This is a genomic window from Mycobacterium asiaticum (assembly GCF_001673365.1).
Taxonomy (GTDB): domain Bacteria; phylum Actinomycetota; class Actinomycetes; order Mycobacteriales; family Mycobacteriaceae; genus Mycobacterium; species Mycobacterium asiaticum_A.
This window is the reverse complement of sequence record NZ_LZLS01000101.1, coordinates 40,547-58,512: the sequence shown is the minus strand read 5'-3', so window position 1 is coordinate 58,512 and position 17,966 is coordinate 40,547. Positions and strand designations below refer to the sequence as shown.

Annotated in this window: 17 protein-coding genes, 1 tRNA gene and 1 pseudogene; 8 read left to right on the top strand and 11 right to left on the bottom strand. The window is 65.3% G+C overall.

What is annotated here, in order from left to right; genetic code table 11:
* From A5634_RS27305 to A5634_RS11890, 3 genes and pseudogenes are all read left to right on the top strand, one after another.
* On the top strand, positions 1-145 hold a 145-nt coding region (locus tag A5634_RS27305; RefSeq protein WP_155769337.1), incomplete at its 5' end, for a LuxR C-terminal-related transcriptional regulator.
* 182 nt (positions 146-327) lie between these two features.
* On the top strand, positions 328-3,375 hold the full coding sequence (locus A5634_RS11895; RefSeq protein WP_065144242.1) for a (Fe-S)-binding protein: 3,048 nt from the start codon (positions 328-330) through the stop codon (positions 3,373-3,375).
* A gap of 30 nt (positions 3,376-3,405) precedes the next feature.
* A pseudogene (locus tag A5634_RS11890) lies at positions 3,406-4,694 on the top strand (pyridoxal phosphate-dependent aminotransferase).
* A 35-nt stretch (positions 4,695-4,729) separates the two neighbouring features.
* Here the strand turns inward: A5634_RS11890 and rfbA are convergent.
* The 3 genes from rfbA to A5634_RS11875 are packed head-to-tail and all read right to left on the bottom strand — an operon-like array spanning position 4,730 to position 6,740.
* Positions 4,730-5,596, bottom strand: a complete 867-nt coding sequence (gene rfbA / locus A5634_RS11885) for a glucose-1-phosphate thymidylyltransferase RfbA (RefSeq protein WP_065144240.1) — start codon at positions 5,594-5,596, stop codon at positions 4,730-4,732.
* 17 nt (positions 5,597-5,613) lie between these two features.
* The gene (locus A5634_RS11880) at positions 5,614-5,973 is read right to left on the bottom strand and encodes a nuclear transport factor 2 family protein (RefSeq protein ID WP_065144256.1); all 360 of its coding nucleotides are present in this window, start codon (positions 5,971-5,973) and stop codon (positions 5,614-5,616) included.
* A gap of 11 nt (positions 5,974-5,984) precedes the next feature.
* On the bottom strand, positions 5,985-6,740 hold the full coding sequence (locus tag A5634_RS11875) for a maleylpyruvate isomerase family mycothiol-dependent enzyme (RefSeq protein ID WP_065144239.1): 756 nt from the start codon (positions 6,738-6,740) through the stop codon (positions 5,985-5,987).
* A 106-nt stretch (positions 6,741-6,846) separates the two neighbouring features.
* On the opposite strand from A5634_RS11875, the gene A5634_RS11870 reads away from it, so the two are divergent.
* Complete coding sequence (locus A5634_RS11870) at positions 6,847-7,299, top strand: PaaI family thioesterase (RefSeq protein ID WP_081290373.1); 453 nt, start codon at positions 6,847-6,849, stop codon at positions 7,297-7,299.
* Positions 7,300-7,372: 73 nt separating this feature from the next.
* Complete coding sequence (locus A5634_RS11865; RefSeq protein WP_065144237.1) at positions 7,373-9,160, top strand: N-acyl-D-amino-acid deacylase family protein; 1,788 nt, start codon at positions 7,373-7,375, stop codon at positions 9,158-9,160.
* On the opposite strand, the gene A5634_RS11860 is transcribed toward A5634_RS11865, so the two are convergent.
* The 8 genes from A5634_RS11860 to A5634_RS11825 all read right to left on the bottom strand — a co-directional run bounded on the left by A5634_RS11860 (position 9,150) and on the right by A5634_RS11825 (position 16,657).
* A complete protein-coding gene (locus tag A5634_RS11860; protein WP_065144236.1) occupies positions 9,150-10,481 on the bottom strand; it encodes a UDP-glucose dehydrogenase family protein in 1,332 nt (443 codons plus the stop codon). The two genes, A5634_RS11865 and A5634_RS11860, sit on opposite strands and share 11 nt — an antisense overlap.
* Before the next feature lie 73 nt (positions 10,482-10,554).
* The gene (locus tag A5634_RS11855) at positions 10,555-11,925 is read right to left on the bottom strand and encodes a DUF7159 family protein (protein ID WP_437339968.1); all 1,371 of its coding nucleotides are present in this window, start codon (positions 11,923-11,925) and stop codon (positions 10,555-10,557) included.
* Between the two features lie 129 nt (positions 11,926-12,054).
* Positions 12,055-13,881, bottom strand: coding sequence for a DUF7159 family protein (locus tag A5634_RS11850; RefSeq protein WP_437339967.1), 1,827 nt, complete (start codon positions 13,879-13,881; stop codon positions 12,055-12,057).
* A gap of 44 nt (positions 13,882-13,925) precedes the next feature.
* Positions 13,926-14,498, bottom strand: coding sequence for a dCTP deaminase (gene dcd, locus A5634_RS11845; protein ID WP_065144235.1), 573 nt, complete (start codon positions 14,496-14,498; stop codon positions 13,926-13,928).
* A 36-nt stretch (positions 14,499-14,534) separates the two neighbouring features.
* Entirely contained in the window at positions 14,535-15,212 is a 678-nt protein-coding gene (locus A5634_RS11840; RefSeq protein ID WP_065144234.1) for a hypothetical protein, read from the bottom strand.
* A 287-nt stretch (positions 15,213-15,499) separates the two neighbouring features.
* On the bottom strand, positions 15,500-15,691 hold the full coding sequence (locus A5634_RS11835; protein WP_065144253.1) for a ferredoxin: 192 nt from the start codon (positions 15,689-15,691) through the stop codon (positions 15,500-15,502).
* A 26-nt stretch (positions 15,692-15,717) separates the two neighbouring features.
* Positions 15,718-16,197, bottom strand: a complete 480-nt coding sequence (locus A5634_RS11830) for a hemerythrin domain-containing protein (protein WP_065144233.1) — start codon at positions 16,195-16,197, stop codon at positions 15,718-15,720.
* Positions 16,198-16,210: 13 nt separating this feature from the next.
* Positions 16,211-16,657: an OsmC family peroxiredoxin gene (locus A5634_RS11825; protein WP_065144232.1), complete on the bottom strand. Its 447-nt coding sequence runs from the start codon at positions 16,655-16,657 to the stop codon at positions 16,211-16,213.
* Positions 16,658-16,838: 181 nt separating this feature from the next.
* On the opposite strand from A5634_RS11825, the gene fdxA reads away from it, so the two are divergent.
* The 3 genes from fdxA to A5634_RS11810 all read left to right on the top strand — a co-directional run bounded on the left by fdxA (position 16,839) and on the right by A5634_RS11810 (position 17,953).
* Positions 16,839-17,192 carry a ferredoxin gene (gene fdxA, locus A5634_RS11820; RefSeq protein WP_065144231.1) on the top strand — a complete coding sequence of 118 codons (354 nt, stop codon included), beginning with the start codon at positions 16,839-16,841 and terminating at the stop codon, positions 17,190-17,192.
* A complete protein-coding gene (locus tag A5634_RS11815; protein ID WP_065144230.1) occupies positions 17,189-17,866 on the top strand; it encodes a helix-turn-helix transcriptional regulator in 678 nt (225 codons plus the stop codon). The genes fdxA and A5634_RS11815 overlap by 4 nt, the downstream gene beginning before the upstream one ends.
* A 16-nt stretch (positions 17,867-17,882) precedes the next feature.
* Positions 17,883-17,953, top strand: a tRNA-Gly gene (locus tag A5634_RS11810).
* Positions 17,954-17,966: the final 13 nt, after the last annotated feature.

Below are 17,966 nucleotides of genomic sequence, written 5' to 3'. Positions count from 1 at the left end.
TCCATATCGCGATATCGGCGGTCAACTGTTCATTTCGGCGAAAACCGTCGAGCATCACGTCGCCCGGATTCGTCGTCGGCTCGGCGCCGGATCACGTTCGGAGATGCTGTCGATGCTGCGGGCCATGCTTGCCCCGCAAAGCTGAGCCCGGCCGACGTGTAGACCTGATCACATCCCAGCCCCGCTGGGCTGGCGATCTGCGCAAACTTAGGTTTGCCTTTCTCGCGGCGAATGCCGAGAAGATGTCAGTATGGGCAGGTTAAGCAGCAAAGGCGCCTCTAACGCGTTGCTGCCCTTCGGAGTGACGACGAATTGGGGTGACTTTCCGTGACCACGCAGACGCTCATCAGGCTGGTACTGGGCATGGGCATGACCGCGGTCGTGATCTTGCTGGCCCTGAAGCGAGTCTGGTGGCTCTACAAGCTGGTCACCTCTGGTCAGTCGGCGAGCGGACGCACCAACGACATCGGCTCTCGGATCTGGGCGCAGGTCGCCGAGGTGTTCGGCCAGCGCAAGCTGTTGAAGTGGTCGATACCCGGCCTCGCCCACTTCTTCACCATGTGGGGCTTCTTCATCCTGCTGACGGTCTACATCGAGGCCTACGGCGTGCTGTTCCAGCCCAACTTCCACATCCCGATCATCGGTCGCTGGGACGCACTGGGCGCCCTGCAGGACTTCTTCGCACTGGCCGTGCTAACCGGCATCGTCACCTTCGCGATCATCCGATTGCGCAGCGAGCCCAAGGAATACGGCCGCGACTCCCGATTCTATGGATCCCACACCGGCGGTGCCTGGCTGATCCTGTTCATGATCTTCAACGTCATCTGGACCTACGCCATCTTCCGCGGCGCCTCGGTCAATGCTCTTGGCGACGAATTCCCTTACGGCAAGGGCGCGTTCTTCTCCCACACCATGGGCGCGCTTCTGGAGCCGTTGGGCCACAACACGAACGAGATCATCGAGACCGTCGCACTGATGCTGCACATCGGGGTCATGCTGGCCTTCCTGCTGATCGTGCTGCACTCAAAGCACCTGCACATCTTCCTGGCACCGATCAACGTCGTGTTCAAGCGACTGCCGGACGGGCTGGGCCCGCTGTTGCCGATCGAGTCGGACGGCAAGCCGATCGACTTCGAAAACCCGCCCGACGACGCCGAATTCGGCCGCGGCAAGATCGAGGACTTTTCCTGGAAGGGCATGCTCGACTTCGCCACCTGTACCGAGTGTGGGCGTTGTCAGTCGCAGTGCCCGGCGTGGAACACCGCAAAGCCGTTGTCGCCCAAGCTCGTCATCATGGACCTGCGCGACCACTGGATGGCTAAGGCGCCTTACATCCTTGGCGAAAAGGAAACCCCGCTGGAGAGCACGCCCGAGGGCGGGCTGGGTGAAGAACTGCGCGGCGAGAAGCACGCCGAGGAGCATCACGTTCCCGAGTCCGGCTTCGGCCGGGTAATGGGTTCCGGGCCCGAGCAGGCGACCCGCCCGTTGGTCGGCACCGCCGAACAAGGCGGTGTCATCGACCCCGATGTGTTGTGGTCCTGCGTGACGTGTGGTGCTTGCGTCGAGCAGTGCCCGGTGGACATCGAGCACGTCGACCACATTGTTGATATGCGCCGCTACCAGGTGATGATGGAGTCGGAGTTCCCCTCCGAGCTGTCCGTCTTGTTCAAAAACCTTGAAAACAAGGGCAATCCGTGGGGCCAGAATGCCTCGGACCGCACCAGCTGGATCGATGAGGTCGACTTCGACGTTCCGGTCTACGGCGAAGATGTCGAGAGCTTCGACGGCTACGAGTACCTGTTCTGGGTGGGCTGCGCCGGAGCCTATGACGACAAGGCGAAGAAGACCACCAAGGCCGTCGCCGAACTGCTGTCGATTGCCGGAGTCAAGTATCTGGTGCTGGGTACCGGCGAAACCTGCAACGGCGACTCGGCTCGCCGCTCGGGCAATGAGTTCCTGTTCCAGCAACTGGCCCAGCAGGCCATCGAGACCCTTGACGGGGTGTTCGAGGGCGTGGAGACCGTAGACCGCAAGGTCGTCGTCACCTGCCCGCACTGCTTCAACACCCTGGGCAAGGAATACCGACAACTGGGCAGCAACTACAGCGTGTTGCACCACACCCAGCTGCTCAACCGCCTGGTGCGGGACAACAAGCTGGTGCCGGTCAACGCCGTCTCCCAAGACATCACCTACCACGACCCCTGCTACCTGGGCCGGCACAACAAGGTCTACGAGGCGCCGCGTGAGCTGATTGGCGCCGCGGGGGCCACCCTGACCGAGATGCCCCGCCACGCAGAGCGCAGCTTCTGCTGCGGCGCCGGTGGAGCACGGATGTGGATGGAAGAACACATCGGCAAGCGCATCAACCACGAGCGCGTCGACGAGGCACTGGCCACCAACGCCACCACCGTCGCCGTCGCGTGCCCGTTCTGTCGGGTGATGGTCACCGACGGCGTCAACGACAGGCAGGAAGAGGCCGGGCGCAGTGGCGTCGAGGTGCTCGACGTGGCCCAGGTCCTGCTCGGCTCGCTCGACCGCGACAGCGTCAAGCTGCCGGAGAAGGGCACTGCCGCAAAGGAAGCCGAGCAACGCGCGGCCCAGGCGGAGAAGGCCAAGCCCAAGGCCGCCGCACCGGCCGCGCCCGCGGAGGCCGAGCCGCAGGAAGTCACCGAAACGAAGCCGGCGCCCGCGGCGGAGGAAAAGCCTGCCGCGGCGGCACCCGTCAAGGGTCTGGGTATGGCCGGCGGCGCGAAGCGCCCCGGTGCCAAGAAGACCGCCGCTCCCGCGGCAACGACGGCCGAAGCGCCGGAGGCCGCGGCCCCCGCGGCGCCGACCAAGGGGCTCGGCATGGCGGCCGGCGCCAAGCGTCCCGGTGCCAAGAAGGCCGCTGCGGCGCCTGCCGAGACAGCCGCAGCGCCGGAAGCCGCGGCGCCCGCAGCACCAGTTAAAGGCCTCGGCATGGCGGCCGGCGCCAAGCGTCCCGGTGCCAAGAAGTCCGCACCCGCGGCGGCAGCGGAGCCAGCGAAAGTCGAGGCTAAAACCGAGACACCGGCTCCTGAAACACCGGCCCCTGAGACACCGGCCGCCGAGTCGGCCAAGCCCGAGGCACCGGTCAAGGGTTTGGGTATCGCGGCCGGCGCCAAGCGCCCGGGTGCGAAGAAGAGCGCACCAGCTGCCCCCGCGAAGCCCGCCGAGCCCGAACCTGCGGAGCCGGAAAAGGCCGCCGAGCCCGAAGCGAAGTCCGAGCCCGAAGCAAAGTCGGAGCCCGCTGCGTCCTCGGAGAGCAACGGCGACCCAACTCCTCCGGCGGCACCTGCTGCCCCGGTCAAGGGCTTGGGCTTAGCACCGGGTGCGCGTCCACCGGGCAAGCGCTGATCACGTTTTGACACCGATCAGCAAATATCGGTGGACAGCGATGGGACGATGTTGAAGTGACCACTCATCAGCTGCCCGCGCATACCTCCGGGCATCACCGGCAGCGCGCGTTCGCGCAGTCGTCCAAGCTTCAGGACGTCCTGTACGAAATCCGCGGCCCGGTACACGCACACGCCGCGCGGCTGGAAGCCGAAGGGCACCGCATCCTCAAGCTCAATATCGGCAACCCGGCGCCGTTCGGCTTCGAGGCACCCGACGTGATCATGCGCGACATGATCCAGGCACTGCCGTACGCGCAGGGGTACTCCGACTCCCAGGGCATCCTGTCGGCTCGGCGCGCGGTGGTCACCCGCTACGAGCTCGTCGAGGGTTTCCCGCGATTCGACGTCGACGACGTCTATCTGGGCAACGGGGTCTCCGAGCTGATCACAATGACGCTGCAGGCGCTGCTGGACAACGGCGACCAGGTGTTGATCCCGGCGCCGGACTATCCGCTGTGGACGGCGTCGACCTCGCTGGCCGGCGGCACCCCCGTGCACTACCTGTGCGACGAGACCCAGAATTGGCAGCCCGACATCGCCGATCTGGAATCCAAGATCACCGAGCGCACCAAGGCGCTGGTGGTGATCAACCCGAACAACCCCACCGGAGCGGTGTACGGCCGCGAAATCCTTACGCAGATAGTCGCTTTGGCGCGCAAGCATCAACTTCTGCTGCTAGCCGACGAGATCTACGACAAGATCCTCTACGACGATGCCGAGCACATCAGCGTGGCTTCACTGGCACCGGACTTGCTGTGCCTGACCTTCAACGGTCTATCCAAGGCCTACCGGGTAGCCGGCTACCGGGCCGGTTGGCTGGCGATCACGGGGCCTAAGGACCACGCCAGCAGTTTCATCGAAGGAATCAACCTGCTGGCCAATATGCGTCTGTGCCCGAATGTCCCTGCGCAGCACGCGATTCAGGTGGCGCTCGGTGGATACCAAAGCATCGAGGACCTGGTGCTCCCAGGCGGTCGACTGCTCGAACAGCGCGACGTTGCCTGGACCAAGCTCAACGAGATTCCCGGGGTTTCGTGCACCAAACCGGAAGGCGCGTTGTACGCGTTCCCCCGGCTTGATCCCGAGGTCTACGACATCGACGACGACGAGCAGTTGGTGCTCGACCTGTTGTTGCAGGAGAAGATTCTGGTCACCCAGGGCACTGGATTCAATTGGCCCGCACCGGATCACCTGCGCATCGTGACTTTGCCGTGGGCGCGCGATCTTGCAGGCGCGATCGATCGGCTCGGCAACTTCCTGGCCAGCTACCGGCAGTAACCGGCCCCGTCCGCGGGCGGACTCCTGTTCGGCGCTCAGCTGCGCTTCAACAGCTCCAGTAGGTAGTTGCCGTAACCGGACTTGGCCAGGCGATGGCCACGCTGCGACAGATGCTCGTCGTCAATCCAGCCCAGCCGCCACGCCACCTCCTCGGGAACGCTGACTTTCAATCCCTGCCGCAACTCCAGCGTGCGAACGAAATCGGCTGCGTCCAAGAGTGAATCGAACGTCCCGGTGTCCAGCCACGCCGTCCCGCGGGCCAATACCTCCACCGACAACCGGTTGCGGTTCAAATAGATCTGGTTGACCTCGGTAATCTCATATTCGCCGCGGGCCGACTTCTTCAGCCCCTTGGCGATGTCGACCACCTCATTGTCATAGAAGTACAGGCCCGGTACCGCGTACTGCGACTTCGGAGTAACCGGCTTCTCCTCCAACGACACGGCCATCCCGGCGGCGTCGAACTCCACCACACCGTAGGCCGAGGGGTTGGCCACCCAGTATGCGAAAACGGCTGCGCCGTCGATGGATTGGAATCTGCTCAGTCGGGTTCCCAGACCGGGGCCGTAGAAGATGTTGTCGCCCAACACCAATGCCACCGAATCGTTGCCGATGTGGTCGGCGCCGAGGACGAAGGCCTGGGCCAGACCCTCTGGCTGTTCTTGGACTGCGTAAGTCACGTTGATTCCGAATTGACTGCCATCGCCGAGAAGTCGGTGGAAGCCGGGCGCGTCATGCGGGGTGGTGATCATCAAGATGTCGCGGATGCCGGCCATCATCAACGTGGTCAGCGGGTAGTAGATCATCGGCTTGTCATAGACCGGCAATAGCTGCTTGCTGATGCCCATGGTGATCGGATACAGACGGGTGCCCGAACCACCAGCCAAGATGATGCCGCGCATACGTGGCTCCTATCGCCTCAGTCGACCCGGTCGCCCTCGGTGAGTTCGGTGGCGGCCAGCGCGGATGCCAGATCCTGGTGACGAAACACCGAGGTGACGTGGTCCTTGACCACCCTGAATGCGGACGCCTGGGTGCCGGCCCCGCCGCTGATCGTCTGTTCGACGACCACGATGCCGTCGTGGACGTACATCCGGCCCAACTCCGCGGTCGTCGTCAGCGAGGCAGCCCACCTACGCAGCGCGTCGTGCCCCTGCGCGCCGCCGTGCGCGTCGCCGATATCGATGTCCTCACTGGACAATCCGACCAACGTTTCGATGTCAGCGCTGTTGAGGGCGTCGTGCCATGCCAGAACGGTGGCAATCTCCGATGTCGTCATGGTCTGCAAGTCTAAAGAGGCGTGCGGTCAAGCCATCTTTGCCATACGGCATTGTCACCGAAGACCTCGATCCCGGTGTCGCCGAGCGAGGCTCGGCGCGTCATCGCCAACAGCAATTCGGTCGCCGTGCCACGGAGTGCGACGCTGCCTTTGCCGTGTTCATGCGCCCACGTGACGGCACCGTCGTGAAGTCGGACTGTCCACTCACCGGCTTCGCCTATCCCGGGATCGGTGGCATGCAGATGTATGGTGTCGCCGCCTTCCAGCGGAAGTGGCGCGCCGTCCGCGCCCGCCCGGATCACGATGCGTTCCAGAAACTCATCGATTCCGTCGGCCGCAACCTCCGGCCGCATCACGAAGTCGGCGCCGACCGCCAAGGCGGCATCGGCTCGGTGCACCGCGTTCTCGTGCAACCGGCGCCGAATCCACCAGTTGGCAGGGCGCGTACCCAAAAACGTCCACACCGGCGTCTCAACCCCGGTTTGTTCGACGGCGTCGATCAGGTGTTGCGCGCCCCCGTTCAACCACGAGATGGCATCGTCGAGGTCCGGTGGCGGCTTGCCGGCTTCGACACTGCGGAAATCCAGGAAGGTGTCCATCCGGTCGCGGACGATCTGGGCGGCCCAGCGGTCGCCGCGACCGACGTGACGGAACAATTGCTCGATGCTCCAGCCCGGACAGGTCGGTACCGGCGCTGACTGGTCGGCCTCGCGAATCAGTTCCCCGAAAGCGCGCGTTTCCTCGACGTAGGCCGACGCGTAATCCACGCGGGTGACGCTACTCCGGTTGGTCCTGGGGCGGCGATCCACTGCGGGAAAGGTTTCGTGATCGCTACTGTGCTATTCGGATGAAGCCCGCTCGGATAGGACAGCCGTGAACGCGATATCAGTCCAGGACCGACTCTTCCCGGATATGACCTGCTTCGGCTGCGGGCCCGCCAACCCGCGCGGCCTGCGCCTCAAGAGTTACCTTGCCGATGGGCACGTCACCGCGACCTTCACGCCATGGCCTGAGCATGACAACGGCCTGGGTTTCCTCAACGGCGGCATCATCGCCACGCTGCTGGACTGTCACAGTGCTGCCGCGGCCCTCAACGAGGCTGCGCTGCAGGGCTGGGACCCAGCCCCGGGTGCGTCGCTTGCGTTCGTGACCGCTGGCATCGATGTCCGCTACGTGCGTCCCAGCCCGCTCGATACACCGGTCGAGTTGCACGCTGTCGTCGTAAAGTCCTCCGAGCCCGAAATCGTCTGCGATGTCGAACTTTTGCACGACGGTAAGACCCGAGCCACCGGGCATGCGGTATGGAAGCGGTGGCGCACCCGCTAGCCGCGTGGCCCGACGCGCCGGCATAGCGACTAGACGATTTCGGTAAGCTGTCCATTCGAGTGAGGAGAGCGCATTGACTTTCGACACAGTGGTCGCAAATGGCAGGTGGTTCGACGGCACCGGCGCACCGTCGGCGATTCGTCACATCGGCATTCGGGACGGTCGGGTAGCGGCCGTCTCGCCGACACCGTTGGACACCGATGGCTGCCCGAATGTGATTGATGCTCAAGGCAAATGGGTCATTCCGGGCATCATCGACATCCACACCCATTACGACGCCGAAGTGCTGGCCGCGCCGACCTTGTCCGAGTCGCTACGCCACGGTGTCACCACGATCGTGCTGGGCTCGTGCTCGCTGTCCACCGTGCACGTCGACGCGGGCGAGGCTGCGGACCTGTTCGGGCGCGTGGAAGCGATTCCGCACGAGCATGTGGTGCGCATCGTCGGCGAACACAAGTCGTGGAAGAACGCTCGGGAGTACATCGAGGCGCTCGAAGCACTGCCGCTGGGTCCCAACGTGACGGCCTTCATCGGACATTCGGACATGCGTACGTCGGTGATGGGCCTGGACCGCGCCACCCGCGAGGACACCAAGCCCACCGCGGCCGAGCAAGACCGTATGGAGCAGATGCTGACTGAGGCGCTCGATGCGGGTTTCCTCGGAATGTCCTCGCAGCAGCTTCTTTTCGACAAGATCGACGGCGAAACTTGCCGGTCCCGCACGCTGCCGTCGACGTACGCCAAAGGACCGGAGCTCAGACGCCTCAAGATGCTGCTGCGTCGCGCCGGACGCGCCTTGCAATCCGGGCCCGACATCAGCCATCCGCAGAACATCGTCTCGCAAGCGCTGCAGTCGCTGGGGTTCCGTCGGCCCCGTCTGAAGACCAGTCTGCTGGCGGCCGCGGACATGAAGTCGGCTCCTGGCAGCGTGTGGTTGACGAGCACGTTGGCGGCCATCGTGAACCGTCTCGGCGGCGATTTCCGGTTCCAGCATCTGCCGGTGCCGTTCGAGGTGTACGCCGACGGGATCGACCTGGTGGTGTTCGAAGAGTTCGGCGCCGGAGCTGCCGCGCTGCATCTGAAAGATGAATTCGAGCGCAACGAACTCCTGCGCGACGAGGAGTACCGCAGGGAGTTCCGCAAGGACTACGACACGAAGTTCGGTCCGCGCGCCTGGCACCGCGATTTCTTCGACGCCGAGATCGTGGGCTGTCCCGACGAGTCGGTGGTGGGCAAGTCGTTCGGCCAGGTGGGTTTGGATCGGGGCGGCCTGCATCCGGTCGACGCGTTCCTCGACCTGGTGCTCGAACACGGCACCGCATTGCGTTGGCGCACAACGATTTCCAACCATCGGCCGAAGATGCTGCGCCGCCTGGCCCGCATGGAAGGTCTGCAGATCGGTTTCTCCGACGCCGGTGCCCACCTGCGCAACATGGCTTTTTACAACTCTGGCCTACGCCTGCTCCGCCATGTGCGCGACGCGGAGATGCAGGGCCGCCCGTTCCTGTCGGCCGAGCAAGCGGTACACCGGCTCACCGGTGAGTTGGCTGACTGGTACGGCCTGGACGCCGGGCACTTGCGGGTGGGCGACTGGGCCGATCTGGTGGTCATCGACCCGCAGCACCTCGACGACTCACTGGACGGCTACCACGAGGCCAATGTCGAAGCCTACGGCGGGCTTTCACGCATGGTTAACCGCAACGACGCGACGGTGCAGGCGGTGTTGGTCTCGGGTCGCGAGGTGTTCCGCGACGGGCAGCCGACGGCCATCCTCGGTCGCGAGCGCACCGGCGGTTTCCTGCGCGCCGACGGGCAACCGCGCAACGTGCCCCGCAAAGTCACAGGGCCGGTTACCGCGTAGGCCGGCGCGCCCCCAACCGAAAGACCCGCCAACCCGCGTCCTCCCAGCGGGAAACGTCCAGACAATTGCGGCCGTCGACGATGGTGCGGACCCGCACTCGTTCGGCGAGGTCATCGGGGTCTAGGTCGACAAACTCGCGCCATTCGGTCAGCACCAACACGGCATCCGCACGCTCGCAGGCCTCTTCGACCGATACCGCATAGTTCAACGTCGGAAACAGCCGGTTCGCATTGTCCAGCGCTTTGGGGTCATAGACGTTGACCGCGGCACCGTTGAGCTGCAGCTGACCGGCAACGTTGAGGGCCGGTGAGTCGCGCACGTCGTCAGATTCGGGCTTGAACGCCGCGCCGAGAACTGCGATGTTCGCGCCCAGCAGGGAGCCGCCGCATGCGGTGGTCGCCAGCTCTACCATTCGGGTCCGTCGACGCATGTTGATGCTGTCGACTTCGCGCAGAAAGGTCAGCGCTTGGTTGGCGCCCAGCTCGCCCGCGCGCGCCATGAACGCACGAATGTCTTTGGGCAGGCAGCCACCCCCGAAACCCAAACCGGCATTGAGACATTGGCGCCCGATGCGCGGGTCGTAGCCGAGTGCGTCGGCCAACAGGCTGACGTCCGCACCCGCCGCCTCGCACACCTCCGAGATGGCGTTGATGAACGAAATCTTGGTTGCCAGAAAGGCGTTCGCGGAAACTTTGACGAGTTCCGCCGTCTGCAAGTCAGTCACCAGGAACGGCACGCCGGCATCCAGCAGCGGCCCGTACAACTCGCGCACCGCCGCCTCGGCACGGACTGAATCCGCTTGCACGCCAAGCACAATGCGGTCCGGGTGCAGCGTGTCGGGTACGGCGTAACCCTCCCGCAGAAATTCCGGGTTCCAGGCGATTTCGACGTCCACGCCCTTGGGGGCCAGCGCGGCGGCGCGCGAAGCCAGGTCCGCTGCGGTGCCAACCGGCACAGTCGATTTCCCGATCAGGACAGATCCCCTGCTCAGCTTGGGCACCAGCGCGTCGATGACGGCGTGCACATGGCGTAGGTCGGCGCCGTATTCGCCCTTCTTCTGCGGTGTGCCGACACCGAGGAAGTGCACATCGGCGAATTCGGCGGCCATGTCGTAGTCGGTAGTGAAACGCAGCCGGCCCGCAGCTAGGTTGGCGGTCAACAACTTTCGCAAGCCGGGTTCGTAGAACGGGATGTCGCCTCCGGCCAGCTTGGCGACCTTGCCCGGGTCGATGTCGACTCCGACGACCTCGTGCCCCAGCTCCGCCATTCCAACGGCATGGGTGGCACCGAGGTACCCGGTGCCGAAAACGGTGCATCGCATACCACCGTGTGTATGGGGTCGCAGTGAGCGAACCGCATCGCGGCGCTGAACAGCAGACGGCTACCCGGCGAAATCAGATGCCAGGAACGAACGGGATGTTGAACCCGCCGCGACCGCCACCGCCTTTGCCACCTCCGCGGCCCGGCCCCTTGCCACCGCCGGGCAATTTGGGTCCAGGAATCTTGCCGATGCCCGGCGGTTTGCCGCCGCCGCCTGGGTTCAGCGGCAACTGCGGGGTGAGGATGGGCACCGGGATCGGCACCGGGATTGGTGCCGCCGGCGCCGGCGCTGGCGCGGCCGGCACCTCGACGGGGGCTTGCGGCGCGGGAGCGGGCGCTTGCGGCGCCGGCGCGGGTGCCTGCGGAACCTGCGTGGGTACCTGCTCGGGAACCTGGGGCGCGGGTGCCTGCGGTGTCGGCACCTGCTCCGGGACCGGGGCGGGTGCCTGTGGTGTAGGAGCGGGAGCTTCCGGCACTTGCTGGGTTGGTACGACGATGGCCTGGCCGGGCTCGGGCCGGGTACCGGAGGTGGTCCGGATGCTGACCGCCAGCGAGACCACGAGCGAGGCCACGCCGATGACAAAGATCGACGCCAAGACGCTGCCGAGCAACGCGAACGGCTTGCGGTCCTCCCGGTCGGGTTCGCTGTCCACTGCGCTGTAGGCCAAGCCGCTGTCGACGTTTTCGAACAGTGCGGGGTCGACCGTGTATGCGCCGGTGCCGGGATCCTGCGCGTAGGCCCGGGCCGCTGTCGACGAGACGAGCAACGGCGTGTGCGCCGAAGCCAGCGCTGCACCCCGGGCGAGTGCGGTCTCGGGCTCCTCGGGCGCAGTCAGCGGAAGCGTGGTCGCGGCCTCAAGCGCCGGCTTGATCAACGGAATGTCGACACCGGAGCCGACCAGAAAGACCGCGTCCGGGCGGGTCTCTAACGCTTCGGCACCGGAGACCAGTTCGGCCAACTGGGCCACCGCCGCTTCGTCGTCCTCTACCAGCGGCTGGCGACTCACCTCGGCAATCGACCCGTCGGCGCTGTTCACCACCGCCAGCGTCGCGGTTTCAGGCTCGATGAAAAGCAGGGCGGTTTGCGCGTAGTTGGTTTCGCTGCCCACCGACTGCGCCAGTGCCGCGGCGGCCAGGAAAGCCGACACCAACATGACGTTCTCGATCTTGCGATGGGCCAACGCGTCACGAAGCGCGGCGGCCTGGTTGGGATCGCGCCAGGTAACGCCGGTCGAAGCCAGCTGGTAGCCGCCCTCGGCGGCGCCCTCCCGGGTTCCCAAGATGGCGGCAATGACCTGGTCGGCAGCATCGACAGTGGCTGCGTCCGGATCAGCAGCGACGTTGAACTCTTCTTGGTCGACGAGCGCGCCGTCGCCGTTTTCGCCTTCTACCAGCACCATCCGGACCGCCGTGGGTGCCATCGACACACCAAGGACGGTGTCCACCACTCCCCCAATCGACTATTCGGATCCCCCAACCCGCTCTTTCCAACGTACCCAGACCGCCGATTGCTTTCCATCTGAGTTCTCTGTGTGCCACAGATCACGGGTCGGGCCGGAGCTGCTCGGTCAGGTTTACCTGCGGCCGTGACCGCCGCCCCCACCGCCGAAGCCGCCAGAGCCGCCATGGCCGCCGGAGCCACCAGAGCCACCGGGGCCACCGCCGCCGAAACCGCCGCCTCCACCGCCGAAGGGACCGTGCGCACCTGGTCCGCCGCCTCCGAAGCCGGGGCCGCCGCCCCCGAACGGGCCGCGTCCGCCGCCACCACCGAACGGTCCGCGTCCGGGACCGCTACCGGGGCCGCTGCTGGGGCCACGCGCGGGACCACTACCGGGGCCACCGCCGCCGAACGGGCCGTGAGCACCCGGTCCGCCACCAATGGGCCCGCCAGACCGCCCGGGAACGGGCAGACCAGGAATGCCGGGTAGTCCAGGTAGCCCGGGTATTCCTGCGCCGGGACCGCCGCCGGGTCCGCCGCGTCCGGGTCCGTTGGGACTAGGGACGCCACCCACGCCGGGAATGCCCGCGCCGGGCCGCTCGGGCCTGGGCCCGCCAAAGGGGCCCCGCCCCGGGTTGGGCGACGGGCCACGAACCGGAGGACTCTGAATCACCGGCGCCTGCGGTATCGGGTTGGTGATGCGCGGAGGCGCCGCCGGAACGGGTGCCCGTGGCGCAGGCGGCTGGGGTATCTGACGCGGGACCTGTACCGGTGCCTGGATCACCGGGGGCCGCAGCACCCGCTCAGGGCTTGGCACCTGAATAGGCGGCACCACGATGGGCACGACCGGCGGCACCACCGCCGGTGCGGGAGCGGCCGGAGCAGGCGCCTCCCGAGCCTCGGGAATCGGCACCGCGGCGGCTGGCTGCGGGATCTGCGGCCGGCCCACGATCTCGGGGCCCGGCAGGTCGATCTTGTGCTGGGGGGTCGCCACCTCGGTCGGGGCGGGCGCCGGAGTGGGCGCGACGAAGTGGTTTTCGCGGGGCCGTGGCTGCATGGCGACCGTCGGGCGGATGTTGATCGCCAGCGCGACTTCCAGCGCCACCACCGCGGCGATAGCGACCACCGCAAGGCCGGTGCCCACCAGCAGCGCCGGACTGCGCTGCCCGGCGGCGTCATCTTCGGAAGCGTCGCTGAGTTCGTCATCGGCCGTCGCATCAGCCTGGTCCTGGTCACGGTCCTGCGCGTAAGCCATCGCCGCAGTGGTCGCCGCGAACAGCGGAGAGCTGCCCGAGGCCAGCGCCGCACCGCGGGCCAGCGCCATCTCGGGTTCTTCGGGCACGCTCAGCGTCAACGATGTGGCCGCTTCCAAGGTCGGCTTGATCCTCGGGACGTCGACCCCGGAGCCGACCACGTATAGCCCGTCCGGGCGCGTCTCCATGGACTCGGCGCTGGACACCAGCCCGATCAGTTCGGCGACCGCCGTGTCGTCGTCGTCAGCTAAAGACTGGCGTCGTACGTCGCACAGCGACCCGTCGGCGGTGTTCACCACCGCCAGGGTCGCGTTGTCCGGCTCGACGAACAGCACACCGGTGCGCCGGTAGCCGACGGCTCCGCCGACCGCCTGCCCCATCGCGACGGCGGCCAGGAAGGCCGAGACCAGCATGACGTTCTCGACTTTGCGGGCGGCCAACGCGTCACGCAGCGCGGCCGCCTGAATCTGATCGGTCCAGCTGACGCCGACCGAGGACAGCCGCAAGCCGGCATCGACCGCACCTTCACGGGTGCCCACGATCGCGGCGATTACCTGGTCAGAAACGCGGGTCGGCGCGGTGTCGCGTGGGAGGCGGAAACTGTCTTCCTCGACGATGACGCCATCGGCGTCTTCGCCCCCGACCAACGCAATGCGGACAGCCGTCGGCGCCATAGAAACCCCGAGTACGACGTCCAAAACCCCTCCCACACCAGCGACCTGAACCCATTGTGGGCGCGGAAGCTATGCGGGGGCTAGGTCGTTCTTATGAAGTTCTGATACGACCTAGACGGCGTCGGCCCCCGCTGCCCCTGGTATTTCGAACCTACTGCCGAACTGCCATAAGGGTGCTCGGATGGGCTGGTCAGCCGCAAAATACACAGCTGGCCGATTTTCATGCCGGGCCACAAGATGATTGGCAGGTTGGCGACGTTGGACAGTTCCAGGGTGATGTGGCCGCTGAAGCCCGGATCGATGAAACCCGCCGTGGAGTGCGTCAACAACCCCAGCCGGCCCAGCGACGACTTGCCCTCCAGCCGTCCCGCCAGGTCGTCGGGCAGGGTGCATATCTCGAGTGTCGAGCCGAGCACGAATTCGCCGGGGTGCAGCACAAACGGCTCACCTTCGACGGGTTCCACCAGGCTGGTCAGCTCGTCCTGCTGCTTGGCCGGATCGATGTGTGTGTAGCGGGTGTTGTTGAAAACCCGGAATAGAGAGTCCAGTCGGACGTCGATGCTCGACGGCTGAACCAGGGCGTCGTCGAACGGATCGAGGCCTAGTCGACCTGCGGCGATTTCGGCTCGGAGGTCACGATCGGAGAGCAGCACCCGACGAGCGTATCTGCCGTGCTATCCGGCGCTGGCTCAGCGCACGTACAGTTCGTCGCCGCTGGGGTAGCCCCCACCGGTAGTGGTCACGTGGACGTGGTCGTAGTGCCCGTAGCCGCCCGATTGAGCGCCGCCGCCGGGCGTGTAATAAGTCCCACGCCAGATGGCGTCTTGGATCCCGAACCGATCCGCGTTCTGCATTACGAAGGTGACGATGGCGTTGCCAAGTTCGATGCCCTCGTCCGAGCTCGGGTCGGGAATCATCACGTCAAGGGCCAGTCCGTCTGGGTGCCATCTCAGTGCGTCCGGCCGAACACCACCGATCTGGTGGATTTCGGGGAACAGCGCGCTGATGCTGCGCGCCACCAGGATGGTCCTGACCTGCAGCCCGGCTTCCGGCGCGACACCGGCGGCCAGGACGGTAGATCCCAGATTGGCTCTCGATCGGTCGGCGCGCGATCGTTGGATCGGTGCCATCTCTTCGATGTTGAACTTCAACCGGGAAGTGTCGAAGTCGGGCGCAATCGGTGCCGATGCGAGCTCAATGCAGCACGACGACTCAGAACCAGCGACGGTCGGCTTGGCCAAGTCGCGGGCGACGCTGTCGGGATTCACATCTGCGGCGACCGCGAAGAACACGGCTGCCGGAGCGATGGCCGCGACCAGGAAAACCGGCGGCTTACGCCGCTTCCTGGCTAACTGATGCCTGCCCACGAGAGGTCACAATAGAGGGTTACGGATGATAACGAAAGAGTAAACATCACATTCTTGGGATTTGCACTAGACGTTTGTCTAATGGCTTTACGAATCACTTGCTGGTGATTTGGACCTTATCAAGGGACGTCCGAAGCGCAAATTCGGCAGTTTTCGCCGACGCCAATCATCGGCTCGGGTCGCGACCGGTGCGATGTTCGAATACGTTGCTATACAGCCTATTTCAAGACCTTGCTCCGGCGATGGGTCACCGCTGACCTTGATAGGTAGGAGGGCTAAAAGACTATTTAGCCTTCCCGCGACAGGGCCGCGCGTGGGCACGCCTCGATGGCTTGCTGAGCAAGTGCCTCCTGCTCGGCGGGGACAGGGTCGGCGATGACGCGGGCGTACTCCTCGTCGTCGAGTTCGAACACTTTCGGCGCGATGTTGACGCAGAACGCATTGCCCTCGCAGCGATCGAGGTCTACTACGACGCGCATGGTGTTGATCCTCCTTCGGTCCGACTTCAGCCGGCCGTGGCCCGGGCCAGCCCACAAACCCATCCGTCGGGCATGCACCCAGTCTCGACGAACCGGGTCGCCTCCGCACTGGTCTGCGGCGGCAGATCGCGATCGGCGTGCGGATAGATGACCGGCTCCTCTTTGGCGTTGTGCTGGTCGAGTTGGGCCAGCAGCCCTCGACAGGTATCCCCCAGGTCACTGCGGTTTCCCTCGGCACACAGTTCGGCGAGGGCGTCCATGGTGCGCCACAACTCACCGTGTTCGCGCATCATCACAAAGATCGGCATGGTCAACCCCGCCTCCCGGATCGGCGGAAACAGAAAGACCTCTTCCAGATAGATGTGCCGACGCAGCGCCGCCAAGGCTGCGGTCAGCAGTTCGGGCTGCACGCTGCCGCCGTCGAGTTTTTCAAGGAAAGCCGCTATGCCGCTGTCGATCTCGCGGTGTTCCTGTGTGAGCGCGGCAGATAGGACCAGGCCGGACATGGCGAACTCCCGGTTACGTCTCGTCAAGCTCAGCGTCGACACTGATTTCGGCACCGGCGAACAACCGCGACACTGGACACAGCTGAGCCGCTTGGTCCACCACCACCGCAAACGCGTCGGCGTCTAGCCCGGCGACCTTCGCCTTGACCTTCAGTTGAGAGGTCGTAATCGTCGGAACCCCGTCCACCGCATCCAGGGTCACGGTGGCGGTGACGTCGAGTTGGGTTGGCGGTGTGCGGTTTTCGCCCAGCTTCAAAGCCAACGCCATCGAAAAGCACGACGAGTGTGCCGCTGCCGCCAATTCCTCAGGACTGGTCTTGCCGCCCGGTTGCTCGGTCCGAGACGCCCAAGTCAGCGGCAGCCCGTTCAGCGCCCCACTGCTGTCCTGCGACAGCCTGCCTTCGCCGGATTCCAGTGCGCCCTCCCACGTTGTCCGGGTGGAACGTTCGGCAATGCTCATACCCATCAGCTCCGTACTCTCGCATCCAGCAGCGATACTTTATACAAGTACTACCTGTGCAAACCCTAGCCCGTCGCCGTCAGGTTGGCTAGTACGTCGAAGATGCCGGCGTCAAATTGCCTGTCGGGCATCAGCTCTCACATCTAGTTTTTACAACCTTGAATTGTGTAAACTACTTGGCATGACATACGTGATCGGGAAGCCTTGTATCGACATAATGGACCGGGCTTGCGTCGAGGAGTGCCCGGTGGACTGCATCTACGAGGGTGGGCGGGCCCTCTACATCCATCCCGACGAATGTGTCGACTGCGGGGCGTGCGAGCCCGTGTGCCCTGTCGAGGCGATCTACTACGAGGATGACCTGCCCGAGGACCTGCAGCCCTACCAGGAAGACAACGCCGCGTTCTTTTCCGAAACACTGGCCGGCCGCGACGAGCCGCTAGGGTCTCCTGGTGGGGCGGCCAAAGTGGGCCCGATCAGCGCCGACGCACCACTGGTGGCTAGCCAACCCAAGCAGGACTCGCAGGAAGGGTGAGCAATATCGTCAGGCCAGCCGCGGAGCAGTCCGGCCGTCGTCAAGAGGTGCTGCGGGTACTGAACGCGGCGAACGGCCCGATGACCATCACAGCGATCGCCGATGTGCTCGGTGTGCATCCCAATACCGTCCGCTTCCATCTGAACACGCTGATCGGCGACGGACAGGTGGAGCATGCCGAACCGGACCGTAAGCTGCCCGGTCGGCCGCCGCTGTTGTTCCGGACGACCAGGCAGATGGATCCGCGCGGACCACGCCGCTACCTGCTGCTTGCCGAAATCCTCGCGACAAGCCTTGCCGCCGAGCGCAATCCACGGGCCAAGGCACGTGCCGCGGGCCGGGCGTGGGGGCTCGGGCTGCCGTCGCCGCCGGGGCGCGGAAAGGCAACGAGCGTCAAGAAATCGGTCGACCGGCTCATCGATGTGCTCGACGAGTTCGGATTCGCCCCCGAGCGCCGCAACTCCTCTGGGGAGCAACAGATTGGCTTACGACACTGCCCGTTCCTCGAACTTGCCGAGAGCCGATCCGATGTCATCTGTCCGATCCACTTAGGCCTAATGCAAGGAGTCCTGGAGGGCGGTGGGGCGCCTATTACCGTGGACCGGCTGGATCCATTCGTCGAACCGGATCTGTGTCTGGCGCACCTCACTCCGCGAGCGAGTGCCGGGTGCTAGCCTCTTGGGCGATAGCGCCGATGTAGTTCAATGGCAGAACATCAGCTTCCCAAGCTGAATACGCGGGTTCGATTCCCGTCATCGGCTCCGCCCTGACCAG

Excerpts from the sequence above, each read along its gene's own strand:
- rfbA (WP_065144240.1), bottom strand. The coding sequence starts at position 5,596 with ATGCGCGGCATCATCTTGGCTGGTGGTTCGGGCACCCGTCTGTATCCG.
- A5634_RS11880 (WP_065144256.1), bottom strand. The coding sequence starts at position 5,973 with ATGACGACATCGGAGATTGCCACCGTTCTGGCATGGCACGACGCCCTC.
- A5634_RS11860 (WP_065144236.1), bottom strand. The coding sequence starts at position 10,481 with ATGCGATGCACCGTTTTCGGCACCGGGTACCTCGGTGCCACCCATGCC.
- A5634_RS11835 (WP_065144253.1), bottom strand. The coding sequence starts at position 15,691 with ATGCGCGTCGTAGTAGACCTCGATCGCTGCGAGGGCAATGCGTTCTGC.
- A5634_RS11830 (WP_065144233.1), bottom strand. The coding sequence starts at position 16,197 with ATGTCCGGCCTGGTCCTATCTGCCGCGCTCACACAGGAACACCGCGAG.
- A5634_RS11825 (WP_065144232.1), bottom strand. The coding sequence starts at position 16,657 with ATGAGCATTGCCGAACGTTCCACCCGGACAACGTGGGAGGGCGCACTG.
- fdxA (WP_065144231.1), top strand. The coding sequence starts at position 16,839 with ATGACATACGTGATCGGGAAGCCTTGTATCGACATAATGGACCGGGCT.